Source organism: Opitutus sp. sgz309028 (assembly GCF_059821195.1).
In genome coordinates this window covers 1,398,238-1,419,991 of the sequence record NZ_JCAMRR010000001.1, presented here as the reverse complement: position 1 = coordinate 1,419,991, position 21,754 = coordinate 1,398,238, and the positions used below count along the sequence as shown (strand labels likewise).

Annotated in this window: 10 protein-coding genes; 8 read left to right on the top strand and 2 right to left on the bottom strand. The window is 65.5% G+C overall.

Annotation, left to right across the window (positions count from 1 at the left end; translation table 11 throughout):
• Window positions 1–351: 351 nt before the first annotated feature.
• The 5 genes from AC6RV7_RS05400 (at window position 352) to AC6RV7_RS05380 (ending at window position 13,896) form a co-directional block, all read left to right on the top strand.
• Window positions 352–4,092: a TonB-dependent receptor plug domain-containing protein gene (locus AC6RV7_RS05400; protein WP_500092882.1), complete on the top strand. Its 3,741-nt coding sequence runs from the start codon at window positions 352–354 to the stop codon at window positions 4,090–4,092.
• 129 nt (window positions 4,093–4,221) lie between these two features.
• Complete coding sequence (locus tag AC6RV7_RS05395; protein ID WP_500092881.1) at window positions 4,222–6,372, top strand: tetratricopeptide repeat protein; 2,151 nt, start codon at window positions 4,222–4,224, stop codon at window positions 6,370–6,372.
• Window positions 6,373–6,534: 162 nt separating this feature from the next.
• On the top strand, window positions 6,535–8,565 hold the full coding sequence (locus tag AC6RV7_RS05390) for a sodium:solute symporter family protein (RefSeq protein WP_500092880.1): 2,031 nt from the start codon (window positions 6,535–6,537) through the stop codon (window positions 8,563–8,565).
• Between the two features lie 229 nt (window positions 8,566–8,794).
• A complete protein-coding gene (locus tag AC6RV7_RS05385; RefSeq protein WP_500092879.1) occupies window positions 8,795–12,091 on the top strand; it encodes a glycosyl hydrolase family 95 catalytic domain-containing protein in 3,297 nt (1,098 codons plus the stop codon).
• Window positions 12,092–12,333: 242 nt separating this feature from the next.
• Window positions 12,334–13,896 carry a rhamnogalacturonan acetylesterase gene (locus AC6RV7_RS05380; protein ID WP_500092878.1) on the top strand — a complete coding sequence of 521 codons (1,563 nt, stop codon included), beginning with the start codon at window positions 12,334–12,336 and terminating at the stop codon, window positions 13,894–13,896.
• 48 nt (window positions 13,897–13,944) lie between these two features.
• Here AC6RV7_RS05380 and AC6RV7_RS05375 read toward each other — a convergent pair whose 3' ends face one another.
• Window positions 13,945–15,003, bottom strand: a complete 1,059-nt coding sequence (locus tag AC6RV7_RS05375) for a LacI family DNA-binding transcriptional regulator (protein ID WP_500092877.1) — start codon at window positions 15,001–15,003, stop codon at window positions 13,945–13,947.
• Window positions 15,004–15,164: 161 nt separating this feature from the next.
• Between AC6RV7_RS05375 and rhaM the strand changes: the two genes are divergently transcribed.
• From rhaM to AC6RV7_RS05360, 3 genes are all read left to right on the top strand, one after another.
• Window positions 15,165–15,479: an L-rhamnose mutarotase gene (rhaM, locus tag AC6RV7_RS05370; RefSeq protein WP_500092876.1), complete on the top strand. Its 315-nt coding sequence runs from the start codon at window positions 15,165–15,167 to the stop codon at window positions 15,477–15,479.
• A gap of 63 nt (window positions 15,480–15,542) precedes the next feature.
• Entirely contained in the window at window positions 15,543–18,299 is a 2,757-nt protein-coding gene (locus AC6RV7_RS05365; protein WP_500092875.1) for an exo-rhamnogalacturonan lyase family protein, read from the top strand.
• 279 nt (window positions 18,300–18,578) lie between these two features.
• Window positions 18,579–20,843 (top strand): glycoside hydrolase family 88/105 protein, encoded by a 2,265-nt coding sequence (locus AC6RV7_RS05360; RefSeq protein ID WP_500092874.1) that lies wholly within the window; start codon window positions 18,579–18,581, stop codon window positions 20,841–20,843.
• A 76-nt stretch (window positions 20,844–20,919) separates the two neighbouring features.
• Here AC6RV7_RS05360 and AC6RV7_RS05355 read toward each other — a convergent pair whose 3' ends face one another.
• Window positions 20,920–21,753, bottom strand: coding sequence for a sugar phosphate isomerase/epimerase family protein (locus AC6RV7_RS05355; RefSeq protein WP_500092873.1), 834 nt, complete (start codon window positions 21,751–21,753; stop codon window positions 20,920–20,922).
• Between the last annotated feature and the right edge of the window lies 1 nt (window position 21,754).

Below are 21,754 nucleotides of genomic sequence, written 5' to 3'. Positions count from 1 at the left end.
GTCAATCTGCGCGTGCGCTCGCGCAATCGTGCCGGTCCGGTTGAACAATGCCGCGCGTCCGCTATGGTGGCGCCCTTACCCGGCGGATTTTCACCGGCACGAGCGCCCCTTCTCGTGAATCCCTTTTTTTGATACACCTCGCCGCAGCGGCGGATCGGACCTATTCCTTCGGACTGTCTGAGGGCTCGTTCGGTTGAGGCCATCCGACGAAGCGGCTTCACGTCAGGGCACGAAGTGCGAATCCCCGGACCCCGCTGCACCTTGGCGAATCCGTTTCGTCTCCCTCCGTGTCTCGTCGTCGCTCGGTTCGACGAGGTGCGTTTTTAAATAGTCCCCTTAGCTCCTAAGAACATGACCACACCACTACATACCTCGCAGTCATGCGTGCGATACCTCTCGGTATCTTTGTTGGCGATGTTGTCGGCGACCGTGGGCTGGGCGCAGACCGCTGCGCCGGCACCCGCGACGACGACGAATCAGGAAGAAGAAGATTTGATTGTGCTGTCGCCCTTCACGGTCGATGCCTCCAAGGACAAAGGCTATTTCGCGCAGAACACCCTCGCGGGTTCCCGCATGCGCATGAACCTGTCCGACCTCGGCGCCTCCATCAGCGTGGTGACGAAGCAGCAGATGGAGGACACCGCCTCGGTCGACATCAACGACGTCTTCCGTTACGAAATCAACACTGAGGGTTCGCTGACCTACACGCCCTCGACGCCGACGATGCGTGGTGACGGCGTGCTCGACGTGAGCGCGGGCGGCACGCAGGGCAGCTCCGTGTCGAGCTTCACCAATGCCACCGCGAATCGCGTGCGCGGTCTGGGCGCTCCCAGCACGGCGATCAACTACTATCCGTCGATCGCGTCGATCCCGATGGACGCCTATAACGTCCAGTCGCTCGAAATCAGCCGCGGTCCGAACTCCATGATCTTCGGCTTGGGCAGCCCGGCCGGTATCGTTAACCAGAGCACGGCGCAGGCGGTGTTGAACCGCAATAACAACCGCGTGACGGTCCGCGTCGACCAGTATGGCTCCTATCGTGGCACGCTGTCGTTCAACCGCGCGCTGATCGACGACAAACTCGCGATCTATGGCGCGTTCCTGTACGACAACCGCGAATTCGATCGCAAGCCGTCGTATGATATTACCAAGCGGCAGTACGGCGCGCTCACGTTCAAGCCGTTCTCGAAAACGGTCATCCGTGCGGACGTCGAAAACTACCGTAACGACAACCGCCGCCCGAACACCCTCACGCCGCGCGACTTCGTCACGCAGTGGAATCTGGCCGGTCAGCCGTCCTACAATCCCGTGACGCGTGAGTTCCGACTGGCCAACGGCCAGCTCGCGAGCGTCAACGTCAGCCACGCGACCTCGGCTCACATCCAGCAGGTGCGGAACTTCATCATGTCCCGCCCGGGCTATGATCCGACGAAGTGGAATGCCGCGCAGACCCAATACAATGGCATCAACATCTTCGGCCAGACGGCCCTGACGAGCCTCGGCGGCTTCAGCCCCGCGACCAACACGCCGTCCACGAACCCCCTCTACGTCCCCGGCATCGGCTGGTCGACGAACCGCACGGTACAGCAAATCGGCGGCGGTCAGCTCCAGAGCTGGTTCCAGCCGCTCTACGGCTACAACTACCGCTCGGGTTGGGGCACGCCCACCGATCCGGCTGCCACCGCTCCCTTCATCGTCACGGAAGCGCAGATCCTCGCCAACCCGACCTGGGCTGACATTTACAGCCGTGGCTGGACCCGCTCCGAAGGCTGGACCGCGATCAATAACGGTATGATCAACTACCGCTATCCCGGTGTGAGCGACAAGTCGGTCTACGACTGGGAGAAGGTTAACATCAACCAGATGAACTGGGGCGAGGAGAAGAACCAGAACTACCACGTCGAGCTGGAGCAGGAAATCCTCCCGAACCTCCACCTGAGCGGCGGCTGGTTCCGTCAGGACTACACCCAGAAGACGAACTACACCGTGGCCCAGCTGAACGTCGCCACGCTGTTCGTCGACACGAACACGCATCTGCCGGACGGCTCGGTGAATCCTTATTTCGGCAAGCCCTTCGTCGAGGACGTCGATCCCGACCGTTATATCAACAAGGCGCTCGACGATCACTATCGCGCGATGCTGGCCTACACGCCCGACTTCACGCAAAAGGACGGCTGGATGAAGTGGCTCGGCCGCCATCAGATCCTCGGTCTGTGGTCGCGCGACGAGTCGATGCGCACGGCGATCCGCCAGCGCTTCTCGTTCGTCGACAGCCCCACGCTCGAGGGGAAGGTCCGCTACATGTCCAACCAGAACAACAACGCCGCCGGCGCTCCCACCGGTTGGAACATGCAGGGCTCCTATCGCCGCCAGTTCTATCTCGCCGCTCCGGGCGACGCCAACGGTGTCGTGACCCGCTCTTCGGGCGAGTGGAACTACGTTGACTACACGGGTAACATCAAGACCTACGACTACCCGTCGAGCAGCTTCAAGGACATCACGATGCGGACCGCGTACAACACGTTCGACGGTTCGGGTCGCAGTCAGCAGCAGACCGACTCGATCAGCGCCTCCATGACCAGCTTCCTCTGGAAAGAGCGCCTGATCGCGACCTGGGGCGTTCGTAAGGACAAGTTCAAGGCCCGCACCAATGCGACCACCAACCCGGCGGTCCTCGATGAAGACGGCACCGTGCTGTATCCCGCCCTCACCAACGCCGATCGTTGGGTGAACGGCCAGTATCAGACCGATCTCCTCTTCAACCGTTGGAACCGCTGGTCGCGCGTCGAAGGCACCACCCGCACCCTCGGCGGCGTCCTCCGTCCGTTCCAGAATTGGAACAACATCGACCGCCGTGCCGGTCAGGGCTCGCTCTTCTGGCAGTTCGTCCGCGACCTGGGCTTCAGCTACAACAAGTCGGACAACTTCAATCCTCCGAACGGTGCGTTCGGCGACTTCTTCGGCAATGCGCTCCCGAAGCCGTCCGGCGAGGGCAAGGACTACGGTGTCCAGTTCTCCCTGCTGGATAACCGGCTCTTCGCTCGCATCACCTGGTTCGAAGCGAGCAACGAGAACGAGCAGTTCGGCGCCAATACCACGCTGAGCCGCCTCTCCGGCCACATCGACACGACCGCGTTCCGGAACTGGGCCCGCACGATCGCCATGATCAACCTCGGCCGCAATCCGACGTCGGCTGATTTCGCCACGGATATCTCCGAGGCGGAAGAACAGCGGATCCAGGCGGCGGCGGCTCAGATCTGGCAGCAGCCCTACGAGTATTACAACAGCCTCCCCTACAGCACCGCCAACGCCACGCGTAGCGCGGAAGCGACGGGCTACGAGGCCGAAGTGAACTACAACCCGACGCCCAACTGGACCCTGCGTCTGACGTTCGGTCGTCAGGACACCAAGTACGCCGGTGTGCTGAAGGAATATGAAGCTTGGTTCGCCGTCCGGAATCCCATCTGGCAGGCGGCCAAGGCCTCGAACTTCCTCCTGCCGCAATACCAGAACTTCGCCACCTACACGACGTCGGGCGGTCGCCCGGTCGATCTGACCAACTTCTGGACCAGCTACGGCTTCACCTCGGATATCACGCATGACAACGTCAACGGCTGGACGAACGTTGAGAACTACTACAACGCCGTCCTCGCTCCCCAGGTGACGCTCTCGCGCGATCTCGAAGGCCAGTCGGCTCCGGGCCAGCGTAAGTATCGCGGCGCCCTCCTCACCAACTACAACTTCACTGAAGGCCGCTTCCGGGGCTTCTCGGTGGGTGGTGGTCAGCGCTGGGAGAGCAAGGCCTCCATCGGCTACTACGGCCGCGCCAGCGGTGCGAACGGCACCTCGCTCGACGTCTCCGACGTCTCGCGTCCGATCTACGACGATGGTAACAGCTACACCGACCTCTGGATCTCCTACAGCCGCCGCATCCTCAACGACAAGGTGCGCTGGAAGATCCAGCTGAACATCGACAACGTGTTCGAAGATGGCGGTCTGCGCGTGGCTGGCGTCAACTATGACGGTTCGCCGTATGCCTTCCGCATCATCGATCCGCGTGGCTTCAAGTTGACCAGCTCCTTCGACTTCTAAGTCGGATCCCGGTTTGTCTCTCTACAAAGCTCCCTCCTCGTGAGGGAGCTTTTTTATTGATGACGGGCGAGCGGGCGACGCTTGCCCGCACCCCCGCAGCGGTCACGCTGCGTCTCGCTGAAACCCGTAATGAATCCCACGGCCGCAGCCTCCGCAAAACCGCGCGTGTCCGGGTGGTGGCCCGCCGTCCTCCTCGCGCTCGCGATCTTCGCCGCGTGGAGCAACAGCCTGAGCGCGCCTTTTCTCCTCGACGATCAGGAGTCGATCGTCGCGAACGCCACCTTGCGTCAGCCGCCGTCGCTCGCGTGGCTGCAACCGCCCGCCACCGCCGGCGAAACCGTGAGCGGCCGGCCGCTGCTCAATCTTTCCTTCGCACTCGACTACGCGCTGCACGGGCTCGATCCGCGCGGATTTCGCGCGACGAACCTTTCGCTTCACGTCACCGCCGCGCTGCTCCTCTTCGGCATCGTGCGTCGCACCCGGATCGACCGCCACGAGCCTGCGCCCGGCCAAACCGGCGCGGCCCTCGCCCTGGCCGCAATCTGGGCATTGCATCCGCTGCAGACCGCCGCCGTCACGTATATCGTGCAACGCGCCGAGGCGCTCGCGGGACTTTTCGTCCTGCTGACCCTCTACAGCTTCATCCGCGCGTCGGCCTCCGCTCCGGCCAAGTCCCGCTGGTTCGTCCTCGCGGTGGTCGCGAGTTGGTGCGGCGTGTTCACCAAGGAAACCGCCGCGATCGCGCCGCTCCTCGTGCTGTTGTATGACCGCACGTTCGTTTCGGGTTCTTTGTCCGCGGCGTGGCGTCGACACGCCCGCGTCCACGTCGCGCTGTTCGCGAGCTGGCTGCCGCTCGCCTGGCTCGTGCTGGCGAATCGCGGCCGCGGCGGCTCGGCCGGGTGGGACGCGGCGATTCCGCCGCTCGATTATTTCCTGACGCAGTGCGGCGCGATCGTGCACTACCTGCGGCTCGCCGTCTGGCCGGCGGGACAAGTCTTCGACTACGGCGTCACGACGGTCACCTCGGCCGCCGCGGTGGCGGGACCGCTGGTGTTTCTGCTGGCGCTGGGGGCGGCGACGCTTTGGGCGCTGATGCGGAATCGACCGGTCGGGTTCGCGGGCGCATGCTTTTTCCTGCTCCTCGCGCCTTCCTCGAGTTTCGTGCCGGTCGCGACGCAGACCATCGCCGAGCACCGGATGTATCTGCCGCTCGCCGCGGTGCTCGCGGCGGCGGCGCTCATGAGTCGAACGTGGCTCCAGGCCACCCGCGCGCGCGCCACGGCCGCGACCGCCATCGCGGCGGCGGTCGCGGTGACGCTCGGCGCGACGACCTTCGTCCGCAACCAAACCTATCGCACCGAGGAAACGCTGTGGCGCGATACCGTGGCCAAACGGCCGGACAATCCGCGGGCCCGCAACAATCTCGGCCGCGCCCTGGCCGAGGCCGGCCGGATCGACGACGCGATGACGGAGTATCGCGCCGCGATCGCCCTGCAGCCGAATCATGCCTTCGCTCATTTCAATCTCGGCACGTTGCTGCTGGCGCAAGGGCGACCCTTGGAGGCGGTCGATCACTTCCGTGCCGCGCTTTCCTCCGATCCGGATTACGTGAGCGCGCGAGTGAATCTTGGCGAGGCGTTGACGCAGCTCGGCCGGTCGGACGAAGCCGTGGCGGAATTTCGCGCGGCGCTGACGACCGATCCCGGCGCGCAGGACGCGCGCACGAACCTGGCCGCGCTGCTGCTCGACGCGGGAAACACGGCCGAGGCGGAGTCGCTGCTGGGGCAGGCGATCGCGGCGGATCCGTCGATCGCGGAAGCGCATTATCATCTCGCCCGAGCGAAGGAACGCCGGGGTGACGCGACCGCGGCGGAGCGCGACTATCGTGAAGCGGCACGCCTCAAGCCGGCCTGGGCGCCGCCGCGGCTCGCCTTGGGAAATCTCCTCGCGCGCCGCGGCGAAACCGCGGCCGCGTTGAGTGCGTTGCGCGAGGCGGTGACACTCGACCCGCGCTCCGCCGAGGCGCATTACGGCCTCGGCAATCTTTTGGCGAAGACCCGCGATTTTCGCGCAGCGATGAACGAATACCGCGCGACGCTCGAGCTGGCGCCGGCGCACATGGAGGCGCGGGTCAATCTGGCGAACTGCCAGCTCGTCACCGGCGCCGTGCGCGACGCAGTGGCGAGTTACGAGCAGGCGTTGCAGTTGCGGCCCGGCGACGAAACGGTGCGACGCAACCTGGAGCTCGCGCGCGAGCTGTTGCGCGGCGGGGCCCCTTGAGGCGCGGTGCGCTTGCGCTATTCTGACGGGTCGCGAACTGTCAGAGGGGTCCATCCGTCGCCGGTGTTGAACGCCATTCGTTTCGCTGCATGGTCTCAGCCGCCCCGGCGCCCCCCTGCCGTGCAGCGGTTTTTCTTAGCAACGCTCAATCCAACTTCTTTTATGCGCTTCGGCAGTCTCCACATCTTGGACATCGCGATCGTCGTCGCCTACCTCGCGGCGGTGGTTTACATCGGCAAGCGCGCGTCGGGCGGCAACAACTCCGAGGAGGGGTTCTTCCTCGCCGGCCGCAAGCTCGGCAAGCTCTACCAGTTCTTCCTCAATTTCGGCAACGCGACCGAGCCGTCGGGCGCGGTCAGCACCGCGAGCTTCGTCTATCAGCAGGGCGCGCCGGGTTCGTGGCTGTCGTTCCAGACCGTTTTCATGAATCCGTATTTCTGGTTCATGAATGTGTGGTTCCGCCGCGCGCGGCTCACCACGGTGTCCGATCTGTTCGAGGACCGTTTTGCCAGCCGCAAGCTGAGTCTCTTTTACGCGATGTTCCAGATTCTCGTCGCGTGCGTGTTTCTCGGATTCGCGAACGTCACCGCCTACAAGATCGCCTCCTCGCTCGTCGTGAAGCAGGAAACGCAGTGGACGGCTGAGGATCGCGCATCGATCGAAGGCTATCATCAGCTGAAGGTGCTGGAGAAGCAGGCGGCGGCGCAGACGTTGACGCCGGAGCAGTCGCAGGAACTCGAGCGGCTGCACGACCGCAACGCCCGCGGCGAGTTGCACAGCTACATCACGCTGCTGCCGGATTACCTTTTCTATGTCGTGTTCGCGGCCGTGGTCGGGAGCTACATCGTCCTCGGCGGCATGTCCGCAGCCGCCATCAACGAGGGGCTGCAAAGCGTGCTGATCATCGTCTTTTCGCTGCTGCTGATACCGGTCGGCCTGAACGCGATCGGAGGTTGGAGCGCCCTGAGCGAAAAGGTGCCCCAGCGAATGTTCGATTTGTTCGGCTCCGGTGACGTCGGCCAGTTCTCCGTGTTCAGCCTCTGCGCGATCCTGCTCGTCAGCATCGTCCAGAACGGCGGCCTGAGTCACAACATGGGCATCTGCGGATCGGCCAAAAACGAATTCGCGGCGCGCTCGGGCGTGTCGGGCACCTACCTGAAGCGCCTGATGATCATCCTGTGGGCGTTCGCCGGACTGATCGCCATCGCGGTCTTCGGCGTCGGCGGCCTGTCCGATCCGGATGCGGCGTGGGGCGCGTTGTCCAACCGCCTGCTCGGTCCCGGCCTGATCGGCCTCATGCTCGCGGGTGTGCTCGCCGGCACGATGTCGACCCTGGCGGCCAAGGCCCTCGCGATTTCGTCGCTCTTCGTCCGCAATGTCTACCGCCAGATCTGGCCCAACATCTCGCAGCAGCAGGGCGTCTTCTACGCGCGCTGCACGATCGTCGTGGTGCTCGTGCTCGGCGCGATCTCCGCGTGGCTGATGGGCGATTTTCTCTCGATCGTGAACATCGTGCTCACGGTCAACGTGCCCTTCGGCGCGTGCGTGCTGATGACGTATTTCTGGCGCCGGTTGACGGCGACGGGCGTCTGGGCGTGCGTGGTGCTTTCGACGATCACGATCCTCGTGATTCCGTGGACCGCGTCGAAGATTCCGGCGCTCTCCGAGAATCAAAACCTCACGCAGGTGGCGATGACGCCGACGGGCAAGCCAGCCGGTGTGTATTTCGCGACCGTCGTGCACGAGGTGCCGGACGACCTTTCGAGTCGGCTGGTCGGCAGCGGCCGCTTCAATCTCGAGTGCTGGCTGATGAGCAAGGCGGGCCTCGACGTCGCGTCGCTCTCGCCCAGCCAGCGGCTCACGGCGCAGTTCTTCTTCGACGCGCTGTTCCCGTTCATCGTCCTGATCGTCGCCAGCTGGCTCAGCCGGCCGACCGATCCGGCGCGCGTCGCGCAGTTCTACGGCAAGATGAAGACGCCTGTCGGCGACACGCCCGAGCTGGAAGTCGCCAACATGGAGGAAACGCGCCGCAATCCGACGCGCTTCGACCACACCAAGCTCTTCCCGCGTTCGAACTGGGAGTTCTGCAAGTGGGACAAGGTCGACACCATCGGTTTCCTCGCTTGCTGCGCGATCTCGTTCGGCATCGTGGGTCTCTTCGTGTTCGTGCTGCGCCTCGCCGCCCGCGGCTAGCGCGGAGCGTCAATTCCCCGTATGCCGAAGTAGGGCGGGTCTTTGACCCGCCCTCGATCGCAGGAAACGAGAAAAGGCGGGTCAAAGATCCGCCCTACTCAACATCGCAGGTGACTGACGGCGTCCGACTCCGCCCGCACTCTTCCACCCAGCCGCCGGCGCCCGAAGTTGCGGACGATCCTTCGCCCCGAAAAGGTGTCTCTCGCCTGCTCATTAGGCTTCTTTCCCCATGAACTCACTTCGCTGGTTCCGCCTGCTGAGCGCAGGCCTCGCCCTCCTGCTCGCGTCGGTCGGACTTCGCGCGTCCGATGACGTTTACCTGTTCACCTATTTCACCGGCAACGGCGAAGACGGCCTCCATCTCGCGTGGAGCGAGGATGGCTACCGCTGGGAGGCGCTCGACGGCGGCGCGAGTTTCCTCCGTCCCGCCATCGGCAAGGACAAGCTCATGCGCGATCCGTGCGTGCTGCGCGGTCCCGACGGCACGTATCACCTCGTGTGGACCTCGGGCTGGTGGGACAACCACATCGGCTACGCGTCGACGCGCGATTTTCTCACCTGGTCCGAGCAGAAATCGATTCCCGTCATGGCGCACGAGCCGGGCGTGCGCAACTCGTGGGCGCCGGAAGTCGCATGGGATCCGAAGCGGCAGCGGTTCATTATTTTCTGGGCGTCGACCGTGCCGGGGAAGTTTTCGGAAACGGCCGGTGCGTCGGAGGACGAACTCAACCACCGCATCTACTGCACGACGACCACCGACTGGAAGACGTTCACCCCGACGCGCGTGTTCGTCGACCCCGGTTTCAGCGTCATCGACGCGACGATCCTGCCGGATGCGAACGGGACGTTTCACCTGATCGTGAAGGACGAAACGCGCACGCCGCCGAAGAAGCACCTGCGGCTCGCAACCTCTGACGACATCGAAGGCCCGTGGGGCACCTTCGAGCCGCCGTTCACCCGCGACTGGGTCGAGGGCCCGACGGCGATCGGGGTCGGCGCCGATACGCTCGTGTATTTCGACGTGTATCGAGAAAAGCACTATGGCGCGCTGCGCTCCCGTGACCTCCGCACCTGGGAGGACGTGACGTCCGAGATCTCGCTGCCGCGCGGCGCGCGTCATGGCACGATGATCCGGGTGCCCCGCGAACTCGTGGACAATCTTCGCCAACGACGGCCCGGCCCCGAGCGGCTCGTGACCTTCGCCGCGCCCGCGACGCATTTCACGCAGTCGAGTCCGCTCGGCAACGGCCGGCTCGGCGCGATGGTGTTCGGCGGCACCGATCGGGAACGCATTGTCTTGAACGAAGCCGGCATGTGGTCGGGCTCGGTGCAGGACGCCGACCGGCCCGACGCCGCCGCGGCGCTGCCGGAGATCCGCCGGCTGCTGCTCGAGGGCAAAAACGCCGAGGCCGAGCGCCTCGTGGCGGAACATTTCACCTGCGCCGGCGCCGGCTCCGGCCGCGGCAGGGGCGCCAACGTGCCCTACGGCTCGTATCAGCTGCTCGGTAATCTCGAGCTCGTGTTCGAGGGCGATAGCGCGGCGAACGCGTATGGCCGCGAGCTCGACATCGGCGACGCCGTGACCCGGATCGCCTACGAGCGCGACGGCGTGCAGTTCGAGCGCGAAGCGTTCGTCAGCGCCCCGGACGAAGCGATGGTGATGCGGCTGCGCGCCAGCCGGCCCGGCGCACTTTCGTTTGAAGTGAAGCTCGACCGGCCCGAGCGCGCGACGACCGCCGCCACCGCGGACGGCACACTCGTGATGAAAGGCCGGCTCGCCGATGGCAAAGGCGGCGAGAATGTCGGCTTCGCGGCCGCCGTGCGCGTGCTGCCTCGTGGTGGAAAAGTGGAGACGCGCGGCGACTCGCTGCGCGTGACCGGCGCCGACGAAGTCCTGCTGCTCGCCACCGGCGCGACCGACCTTAAGAGCTTCGCCGGCCGTCCTGTGGACGATGCGGAAAAAGCGGCGCTCGCGGATCTGAATTCCGCGGCGGAGAAATCCTATGCGGCGCTCCGCGCGCGTCACGTCGCGCACTATCGCTCGTATTTCGATCGCGTTTCGCTCCGACTCGCCGGCACGCCGCCGGAGGCGCGGGCGGCGCTCACCGAGGAACGACTCGGCATTCAGGCGGCGGGCAGCGACGATCCCGGGCTCGCGCAGCTGTATTTCGATTTCGGTCGCTATCTGTTCATTTCGTCGACGCGCCGCGACGGTCTCCCGCCGAATCTGCAAGGCCTCTGGGCCGACGGTGTCCAGACCCCGTGGAACGGCGACTGGCACCTGAACATCAACGTGCAGATGAATTTCTGGCCGGCAGAGGTGTGCAATCTTTCAGAGCTGCACGAGCCGTTGTTTGCGCTCACGCGCTCGTTGCAGGAACCCGGCGCGCGCACCGCGAAGAAATATTACAACGCCCGCGGCTGGGTCGCGCATGTGCTGGCGAATCCATGGGGCTTCACCTCGCCCGGCGAAGGCGCGAACTGGGGCGCGACGACGACGGGCTCCGCCTGGCTCTGCCAGCATTTCTGGGAGCATTACCTGTTCACCGGCGATCGTGAGTTTCTCGCGACCGCGTATCCGACGCTGAAAGGCTCGGCGCAATTCTACCTCGACATGCTGATCGAGGAACCGACGCACCGCTGGCTCGTGACCGCGCCGGCTAACTCGCCCGAAAATGCCTTCCGGCTGGCGGACGGCACCGTGGCGCACGTGTGCCTCGGACCGACCTTCGACAACCAGATCCTGCGCTATCTTTTCAACGCCACCGCCGAAGCCGCGCGCATCCTTGGCGTCGACGCGGACCTGCAGCGTGAGCTCACGGAGAAAGTGAAACGCCTGCCGCCGACGCGCATTGCGAAGGACGGCCGCGTCATGGAGTGGCTCCAGGATTATCCGGAGGTCGATCCGCATCACCGGCACATCTCGCATTTGTGGGGACTGTTTCCCGGCGACGAGATCAGCCGCACCGGCACGCCCGAGCTGCTGGCCGCGGCGCGCCAGACCCTCGATGCCCGCGGCGACGGCGGCACCGGCTGGTGCCTCGCGCACAAGCTCGCGCTCTGGGCGCGGATCGGCGACGGCGAGCGTGCGAGCGACATCCTGCGCTCGCTGCTGGCGCCGGCCGGCGGCGGGGACGGAATCTCGACACAGGGGGGCGGCACGTATCCAAATCTTTTTGACGCGCACCCGCCGTTTCAAATCGACGGCAATCTCGGCGGCACGGCCGCCATCGCGGAACTGCTCCTGCAGAGCCGCGGCGCGCCCGGCGGCGTTTGGGAGATCGATCTGCTGCCGGCATTGCCCGAGGCCTGGAGCTCCGGCACGATGCGCGGCTTGAGAACCCGCGGCGGGTTCGAGGTCGATCTCGTCTGGCGCGACGGCTTTCTGGAAGCGGCGACGGTGCGCAGCCTGCGCGGCGAGCCGGTGATCGTGCGCTACAACGGAGAGACGCGCGAGCTGAAGGATCTCGCGAAAGGCAAAGCCGCTCAACTCGGCCCCAACCTCACGCTGGCCGCGACGCCCTGAACCACTAGTCTGGGAACACCATGCAAAAGGAACTGCGAATGACCGCGAATCGATGCGAAAGATCGAACTCTCCCGCCGCGCAGAAACGGGTAGGGACGGCTCTCCGAGCCGTCCGCGTCGTTAGCGCGCAAGCGCCTTTGCGCGCGCCGTTCAAAGCGCGAGGGGACACGCGCCCCTGCCTGTTTCCTCGTTGGAAATTTGCCGTCTCCGTTGTTTTTGGGTCGCTGTTCGCGATCAGCGCGGTGGCGCAGACGCCTGCGCCCGACCTCACGTCCAATCCCGCGGCCGCCCGGACGGAGTTGAATCCGGATCTGCCGACCGTGTTCATCGCCGGCGACTCGACGGCGGCGAAAGGCAGTGGCGCGGAGCAGCAGGGCTGGGCCGTGCCGTTCGCGGATTATTTCGATCCGGCGAAGATCAATGTCGCGAACCGTGCTCGTGGCGGGCGCAGCAGCCGCACGTTCATCACGGAAGGATTGTGGGAGCAGCTGCTCGCCGATGCGAAACCGGGCGATTTCGTGCTGATCCAGTTTGGTCACAACGACGGCGGCGCGATCAACGAGGAGCCCCCGGGCTCCAATCGTCCGCTGCGCGCCCGCGGTTCGCTGCCGGGCATCGGCGAGGAGACGCAGGAGATCGACAATGTGCTCACGAAGCAGCACGAGGTCGTGCACACGTTCGGCTGGTATCTGCGCAAGATGATCGCCGACGTGAAAGCGGTCGGCGCGACGCCGATCGTGCTCTCGACGACGGTGCGCAACATTTGGAAAGACGGAAAAGTGGAGCGCGGTCCGGGCGGTTATCGCGCCTGGGATCGCGAGGTCGCGGAAGCGACCGGCGTCGCATTCGTCGATGTCACACGCATCATCGCGGACCGTTATCAGGAGATGGGGCCGGAGCGCGTGGCCGCGCTGTTTCCGAAGGACCACACGCATACGAATGCGGAAGGCGCGGATCTGAACGCGGCGTGCGTGGTCGCCGGCCTCAAAGGCTTGCGGCGCGGACCGTGGGACAAGTTCCTGTCGGAAAAAGGCGCGGCGGTGACGGCCGATCGCATTGGTTGGCTCAATCTGCCGGAGCCGCGGAATCCGGAGTTGCCGACGCTTTTTCTGGTCGGCGATTCGACGGTGCGCAACGGTCGCGGCGACGGCGAGGGCGGGCAGTGGGGCTGGGGCGACGCGCTGCCGGCGCTGTTCGACCTGGATCGCGTCAATGTCGTCAACCGTGCGGTCGGCGGCCTGAGCAGCCGGACGTTTTTGACGCAGGGGCACTGGAGCCGCGTGCTGATGCTGGCGAAGCCGGGCGATTACGTGATCATGCAATTCGGCCACAACGACAACGGCCCGCTCAACGACGATTCGCGCGCGCGCGGCACGATCAAGGGCACCGGCGAACAGAGCGAGACGATCGACAATCTGCTGACGAAGGAGCGTGAAGTCGTGCACACCTACGGCTGGTATTTGCGCCGTTATATCCGCGAGGCGAAGGAGCGCGGCCTGAATCCGATCGTCTGCTCGCTCGTGCCGCGCAAGACTTGGAAAGACGGCAAGATCGTTCGCTCGGCCGACGGTTATGCCGGCTGGGCCCGACAGGTGGCGGAGCAGGAACGCGTGCCCTTCATCGATCTCAACGAACGCGTCGCCCAGGTCTACGATCGCATGGGGCCGGAGAAGGTGGATCCGCTGTTTGGCGATGCGCACACGCACACGAGCCGGCTGGGCGCGGAGTTGAATGCAGCCGTCGTGGCGACCGGTCTGCGCGACTTGCGGGATACGCGGCTGAAGGAATTTCTCCGCAGCGAATAGGCGCGGAGAGGGCGGCGGTGCCGCGATCGTTGGGACGGGCGCCGGGCTTCAGACCGGCGCCTCGACCGTGGATTCCTCCGGCGAGGAAACGGGCGGACGGAGGGTTTCGCCCTCGATCAGTTTCGCGGGGATCGTCGTCAGCGATGCTTCGTCGGGAATGCCGAATTCGTTATGCAGCAGCTGGCCGATCACGAGTTCGGCGGCGCGGGCGCCGAGTTGGGCCGCCTGCAGGTCGAGCGAGGCGCAGCCTTCCTCGGCGCGCAGCGAGTTGAGGCAGACGAAGCCGTGCGTCTTCGGGATCTTCGCGCCGCAGGCCTTCATCCAGGCCATCGCCTCCGGATAGTGGCCCATGACGACGTCGGGATCGTATTTCTTGAACCACGCCTCGAAGTCGGCACGCACGACCGACTTCATCCGCAACGCGGGCACCGCGGTGATTTTCGGCAGGTATTTCTGCAGGGCGAGGAAGGCGCCCTCCCAGCGAAACTGCAGGCGCTCGTCGAGTTGGATGTCCATGAACAACCCCGGCCGGCGGTAACCCCGCGCGTGCACCTCGCGCAGCAGCGTGATCATCGAGCGGTAATGGTCGGAGCACACGCAATGCAGCGACGGATGATCGATGAAGTAGTCGGCGTAGACCGCGGTGTAGCGCTGCCAGCTGAGCGACGAAAGATCCGGGAACCCCGACGCAGGCAGCACGACCAGCGCCTGGATGCCGCGCGTGTGGAGAATCGTATCCAGGCGGTTGAGACGCACCCCGTTGGGTCCGATCTCGAAACGCTCGACCTTGAAGCCGAGTTCGTTCGCGCGCTCGGAGACGCCCGCGAGCACGCTTTCGTTGTAGCGGATGGCATGCGAAGGCCGCGGCCCATCGACCATCTCGAGCGCGGCGAGGACGCCGCGAAACTTCTGGCCGCGCGAACGGCGAAGCAGCGACATGACGGCGCCGGTCAGTGGATTGCGCTCGTAGCCGGCCGCACGGGCGGCGGCGCGGACCCGCGCGACGGTGTCGGGGTTCACGCGCGGAGAGCCGCGGAGAGCGTCCGAAACGGTCGTGCGCGACAGACCGAGTTCTTTTGCCAGCGTGCGTAGGGTGGGAGCGGGCATCGGGGTCAGGTTCGTCAGGAGGGAGGCGAGTTCAACGTTAATTCGGTCAGTCCGAATTTTTCGGCGCGTTTCCACGAAAATTCGAACTGTCACCGCGGCAGGACGTGGCAACGTCGGGCAGGTTTCATTCGTCTTCTCTCAACCCTGACCCCTTCCCAACGATGATTCGCAAAGCGTTCGTCATGTCCGTCCATGCCGGCCACGAAGCCGAGTATGAGCGCCGTCACCGCCCGATCTGGGCCGACCTCGAGGCCGTGCTGAAATCGCATGGCGCTCACAATTACTCCATCTTCCTGCATCCGCAGACGCGCCAGTTGTTTGGCTACGTCGAGATCGAGGACGAGGCGCGCTGGGCCGCCATCGCGGCGACCCCCGAGTGTCAGCGCTGGTGGAAACACATGGCGGATGTGATGCCGAGCAATCCGGACAACAGCCCCGTCTCCACCGAGCTGCGCGAGGTCTTTCATCTCGCCTAAGCGCCAGGGCGGTTTGCCCGATCTTCGAACTCCAATCTCCGAACTGCGATCTCCGAAACTCCCATGTCCCAATTTACCCGCCGCCAATTTGTCCGTAACACCGCGCTTGCCGCCGCGGCTGCGAAACTCACGTCGTCCCTGCTGGCGCAGCAGAGCCCGGCCTCGTCCGCCACGACTTTTCGCGCCGGCGGAAAATCGGGCGTGTCGTCGGTGCACTGGCTCGACGGGACGGCCCCGAAGGCGTTGCCGGGAGTGACCTGGGGCATGCCGTGGCCGCGCGGCCGGCATCAGGCGGGGACGACTTTCACGCTGCGTTCGGGAGCCGGCGCGGTGCCGGTGCAGAGCTGGCCGCTCGCCACCTGGCCGGACGGTTCGCTGAAATGGACCGCGCATGCGGTGCCGGCCGATGCGGCGGTCGCCGACGGCGCCGAACTCGCGCCGGGCACGCCCGCCGCGCCGGCGAAGACGCTCCGCGCGAGCGACGCAGGCGGCGAGATTCACATCGATACGGGCGTGATCGCGGTGCGGGTGGCGAAGAAGGGCCGCGCGTTGATTCCGCTCATCCAGCGCGATGGCCACGATCTGCTGCGCAACGGCCGGCTGGTGTTGCTGCGGCAGGAATCGGCCGACGCCGTGGCGGCGCCGGAAAACTTCGAAGGCGAAATCGGACGCGTGACGCTCGAGCAGGACGGCCCGGTGCGCGCGGTGGTGAAGATCGAGGGCCGGCACGCGCCCGCGGGCAACGCGACGCGGGCGGCGTGGCTGCCGTTCGTCGTGCGGCTTTATTTTTACGCCGGCGGCGACGCCGTGCGGGTGATGCACACGATCGTTTACGATGGCGACGAGCGGAAGGACTTCATTCGCGGACTCGGCGTGCGCTTCGACGTGCCGTTGCGCGGGGAATTGCACGATCGCCACGTGCGTTTTGCCGGCGAGGGTGAGGACAACTTGTTCGGCGAGGCGGTGCGCGGGATCACGGGCCTGCGGCGCGATCCGGGCGCGGCAGTGCGTGCGGCGCAAATCGCGGGCGAGGCGACGCCGCCGGTCTCGGAGTGGGACAAACGCGTGTCCTCGCGTTTGCACTACGTGCCGGCGTTCGGCGACTGGAGCCTGTTTCAATCGAGCGCGGACGGTTTCGAGATCCGGAAGCGCACGAAGCCGGGCTTCACCTGGATCGGGCCGGGCCGCGGGCGTCGCGCGGGCGGATTCGGCTATGTCGGCACGCCGCAGGGCGGGGTGGCGTTCGGTTTGCGCAATTTCTGGCAGAGTCATCCGAGCGAGCTCGAGATTCTCAACGCGACCGGCGACGCCGCGGAGGTGACGGTGTGGTTGTGGTCGCCGCAAGCGCCGGCGATGGACCTGCGCGGTTATCACGACGACATGGACCTCGATACCTACGCGAAGCAGGTCGACGCGATGGAGATCACCTACGAGGACTACGAGCCCGGCTTCGACAAGCCCGAGGGCGTGGCGCGGACGAGCGAGGTTTATCTGTGGGCGGTGGCGGCGACGCCGTCGCGCGAGCGTCTCGTGGAGCTGGCGCAGGTGGTGCGCACGCCGCCGCTGCTGATCGCGTCGCCCGAATATCTGTCGTCGTGCGCGGTGTTCGGCGGCCTGTGGTCGCCGGTCAGCCGGGAAACGCCGGCGCAGATCGCGCTCGAGGAGCAGCTCGACTGGCATTTCCGGTATTACGAAACGCAGCGCGAGGAGCGGCGTTGGTATGGATTCTGGAACTACGGCGACGTGATGCACAGCTACGACGCCGATCGCCACGAGTGGAAATACGACGTGGGCGGGTTCGCTTGGGACAATTCGGAACTCTCGACCGACATCTGGCTCTGGCTGTATTTCCTGCGGACGGGGCGCGCGGACGTGTTTCGGTTTGCCGAGGCGATGACCCGGCACACGGGCGAGGTCGACGTGCATCACCTCGGCCGCTTCGCGCCGCTCGGGTCGCGTCACAACGTCCTGCACTGGGGCTGCAGCGCGAAGCAGCTGCGCATCAGCACGGCGGCGAACCGGCGCTATTATTATTATCTGACCGGCGACGAACGCGTGGGCGACCTCATGCGCGAGCAGATCGAGGCGGTGCGCGCGCTGGCGGTGATCCAGGCCAATCGCAAGGTTGCGCCCGACCGCGTAACGAAACCGGATCCGAACGCGAAGGAGGTTTACGCCGGCTTCGGCACGGACTGGGGCTCGGCCGCCTCCGCGTGGCTCACCGAATGGGAGCGCACGGGCGATGCGAAGATTCGCGAACGCCTGCTGGCGAGCATGCGGACGATCGCGGCGCAGCCGCGCGGTTTCTTCACCGGCGGCGCCCGCATCAATCTCGACAGCGGCGCCTTCGCGATCTCCGAGAGCGATCGCGTGAGCGTGTCGCACCTGAGCGCCGTCTTCGGACTGGTGGAGGTGTGCGCGGAGCTCGTGCAGTTGTTTGACGAGCCGGCCTTCCGGCAGGCGTGGCTCGATTACTGCATCTACTACAACGCGCCGGCGGACGAGCAGGCGAAGCGGTTTGGCCAGCCGCTGCGCGGAATCAGTTTGCAGCAGGGGCACTCGCGCCTCACGGCGTTTGCGGCCCGCGAACTCAACGATCCCGCGCTGGCGAAACGGGCCTGGTCGGAGTTTTACGGAGCCGAAGGCAGCGAGGGTCGCGGCCGCCGGGCGACGCCGGAAGCCAAGGTGGTCGACGGACCCGCGGTGCTGAAGCCCGTGCACGAGGCGGCCTGGGTGTCCACCAACGGCACGGCCCAGTGGGGCCTCGCGGCGATCGAGTGCATGGCCCTCGTGCCGGACGCGATGCCGTCCCGCCGGTGAACCCTTCGGCGGCCGCTTCGTGCTGACGAGGCGGCCCGCCGGCGACGTTTATTCTTACGGTCAGATTTCGCCTCAGTTGTCTCGCCGGCTCATTACAGGCGCATTCGAATGATCTGCCAAACGCACCTGCAAACCCGCTCTTGATCTCCACCCCTCTGTCCGGCTCTCGCGGTCCTTCGTGGTCGCAGAAACCCAGCCGGATCGCCGGAAAGTCACAAGCCTCCGAGTCACTGCAGCGAAAGCGTTCCCGCTGAGATCACCGTCACTTTCCGAATTCGTATGGGCTTCTATTTCGAAGATCACCAAAGCATGTTCGCGCAGGCTGGCCTGCAGGTTGAGCGCACGCTCGACGTCATCGTGCGGCGCTACCGCGGTCACAATCCGCCGCACCCGCCGACCTTCCGCGCCTACCGTCGCAGCGGCATCGTGCGCGGCCAGGACTATCGTTATCACGCGGATTTCAACGCCGAGTATCCGCAGGCGCCTGACGGCGCCTATGTCTACGCCTGGGGGCGGATCTGGTCGGAGGGCGAATCGGAGATCAAGTTCGACGTTTCGTGCCATTGCCCGACGGTGGTGTATCGCAACCAGCAGTGCGTCTTCCGGTCGACGATCTTCGAGGAACGCTATCCTGACGAGCGCCAGAGCCTGCACATCCGCCTCGACGCGGGCTGGAATCACCTCGTCCTGCGTTTCAAGAAGACGCGCGGCGGTTTCGGCGGGGTGTTCGGCACCTGGCTCGGCAAGCTCCCGTATTATTTCATCATGCCCACCCCGGATCGCGCCGGGCAGGAGGGCTGGCTGTTCAGCGAGCCGACGCGCACCGAGCTGCCGCTGGTCCCGGGCAAGAACTCGACCGAAGCGGAAACGGGCTTGAAGTGGCGCCCTGTGGCGACCTGGCCGAAGGCGCTGCAAAACGCCGGACAGTGCCGCCGGATCTTCGGCCTCGTGCCGAACGCCTGGGCGGTGGGCTGGACCCGTGGCCTTTTCCTGCGCCCCGGCCCCGGCGACTACACGCTTGCGGGCCAAAGCCACGGACCGATCACGGTGACGATCGACGATGAGGTCGTGTTCACATCCGCTCGCGGCGGCAAGTTCTCCGCGACCGTCCGCGTGCCGTTCGGCCAGCACGACGTGATGGTTCGCACGAAGGCCCAGGGCCGCGAGTGGGGCTTCACGCTCCAGCTGCGCGACGGCCGCGAACCGGTGGCGTTCGCGAGTCCCTGCAATATCCAGGGCTCGGCGGAAACCTGGATCTACACGGGACCGTTTGCCGACGAGGCAGCGGTGTCGGCGGCGAAGCTGCGCGATCTGCACCGGCTCGTGCCGGCGGAGGGGGGCGACACCTACTGGCGTCTCGACGAACCGGATACGTGGGTGCGGGTTTATAACGACAACGCGCTGTATGGCCGCTGGAACTACCCGCTGGGCGTCACGCTGTATGGCTTGCTGCACAGCGCGCGGGCGATCGGGTCCGACGAAACCCAGCGCTACCTCGTCGATCACATGCGCTTTTGCAGCGACATCTTCGACTATGCGCTGTGGGACCGGAAGCAGTATGGCGGCGCGACGAATGTCCACCACCTGCTGACGAGCATCGACAGCCTCGACGACTGCGGTTCGTTCGGTTCGTCGCTGCTCGAGGTGATGAAATATCACGACATCCCGGGCGGCCGCGAAATCGCGGACTACGTCGCGGATTTCATCAGCAACCGCCAGGTGCGGCTGCCGGACGGCACGTTCTTCCGGAAGCACCTGATGCACACCTTCCACGAGGACACGCTCTGGGCCGACGATCTCTACATGAGCGTGCCGTTCCTCTGCCGCTATTTCGAGCTCACGGGCGAGCGACGCTATATCGACGACGCGGCGCGGCAGTTCCTCGGTTTCAAGAAACACCTCTATCTGCCGGAGCTGAAGCTGATGGCGCACGTCTACGACTTTTCGCGCCAGCTGGCGACGGGCGTGCCGTGGGGCCGCGGCAACGGCTGGGTGATCTTCTCGCTGTCCGAGTTGCTCGCCGTCCTGCCCGCGGATCACGAATTGCGTCGCGAGCTGCTGGCCATGTTCCGCGATCTCTGCTCCGGCTACCTTGCGCAGCAGGACGCCGCGGGCATGTGGCACCAGGTCCTGCACGAGCACGATTCGTATCCGGAAACCTCATGCACCTCCATGTTCGCCTACGCGTTCGCGCGGGGCGTGCGCTACGGCTGGCTCGAGGATGCCGCGCCGTATGTGCGCGCCGTGATCAAGGCCTGGGAGGCGCTCAACCGCACCTCGATCGATCGCCTGGGCAACGTCCACGGCGTCTGCCGCGGCTCCGAGTTCTCCTTCACCTCGGAATATTACAAACGCGATCTCCTCTGGAACCTCAACGACACCCACGGCATCGGCATCGTGCTGCTCGCGGGCGTCGAGGTCCTGCGGCTGACGAAACACCTGCAGGAGACGCCAGCGGCGGCAACGTTGGCGGCGCCCAAGTCCCGCGCGAAGAAAAGCCGTCCGACGCGCGAGCGGAATCGCGCCCGCGCGGCCGCGAAGTAAGGCGAGTCAACCGGCCGCGGCGATCGTCGCGGCCGGCCGATCGCGCGGCGCCGGATTCGCCCGGCCGACGAGCGGCTCACGCCGCCGCGTATGCCTGCCGCATGAAGGCGATCGTCCCGGCGATGGTCGACGGATGGGTGTTCTCGAGGAGCACGTCGACGCCGGGTTTCTGCTGCTTGATCCAGCGCATCAGCTTCGGGTAATTGAGCCGGCCTTGTCCCGCCGGGTGCTCCTGAAACTGCCCCTCGGTCACGGTGAAGTCTTTCGCGTGAACGATGCAGATCCGGTCGCCGAGCAACGAATGGGCTTCGTCCATGATCTCGTCCTGCCGCTCGTGGTTCGTCGACCAGAGCAGGTTCACCGGATCGTAGATCACCTGAAGATTCGGCGAGTTCACATCGTCGATCAGCCGGCGCAGTCGCTGCGGTGAGGAAATCACGTAGCGCTCCACCGCCTCGATGCACACGAAGACGCCGAACTTCTCCGCCTCGCGGACCAACTCGCGCACGTTCGCGAGCACGTTCTGATAAGCTTCATCGCCGCCGTTTTCCGGGTGACGCGAGAAGTCGGCATTGAGCGAACCGGTTTCCGTGCCGACCACGCTGCAGCCGAAATCGCGCGCGAAGCGGAGATGCTCCTTGAAACGTTCGAGCTGCGGACGCTGCGTGGCGTCGCGCCGGCCCAGATTGATATAGCAGCCGAGCACGGCGATCTGGATATCCCGCTTCTGCAGCGCCGCGCGCACGGTGTTCGCGAAGCCAGGACTCAGACGGCCCGCATCTTCATCGAAGCCCGCGATGGCTTTCGTGACGGCCAGCTGGATGGAGCTGAGCCCGTGAGCCGCGATCCGGGCCGCGAGTTCGTCGACCGGAAGTTTGCCAAAATCGTGAGCGCGAACACCGAGTTTCATC

Excerpts from the sequence above, each read along its gene's own strand:
- AC6RV7_RS05375 (WP_500092877.1), bottom strand. The coding sequence starts at position 15,003 with ATGCCCGCTCCCACCCTACGCACGCTGGCAAAAGAACTCGGTCTGTCG.
- AC6RV7_RS05400 (WP_500092882.1), top strand. The coding sequence starts at position 352 with ATGACCACACCACTACATACCTCGCAGTCATGCGTGCGATACCTCTCG.
- AC6RV7_RS05395 (WP_500092881.1), top strand. The coding sequence starts at position 4,222 with ATGAATCCCACGGCCGCAGCCTCCGCAAAACCGCGCGTGTCCGGGTGG.
- AC6RV7_RS05390 (WP_500092880.1), top strand. The coding sequence starts at position 6,535 with ATGCGCTTCGGCAGTCTCCACATCTTGGACATCGCGATCGTCGTCGCC.
- AC6RV7_RS05360 (WP_500092874.1), top strand. The coding sequence starts at position 18,579 with ATGGGCTTCTATTTCGAAGATCACCAAAGCATGTTCGCGCAGGCTGGC.
- AC6RV7_RS05385 (WP_500092879.1), top strand. The coding sequence starts at position 8,795 with ATGAACTCACTTCGCTGGTTCCGCCTGCTGAGCGCAGGCCTCGCCCTC.
- AC6RV7_RS05365 (WP_500092875.1), top strand. The coding sequence starts at position 15,543 with ATGTCCCAATTTACCCGCCGCCAATTTGTCCGTAACACCGCGCTTGCC.
- AC6RV7_RS05355 (WP_500092873.1), bottom strand. The coding sequence starts at position 21,753 with ATGAAACTCGGTGTTCGCGCTCACGATTTTGGCAAACTTCCGGTCGAC.
- rhaM (WP_500092876.1), top strand. The coding sequence starts at position 15,165 with ATGATTCGCAAAGCGTTCGTCATGTCCGTCCATGCCGGCCACGAAGCC.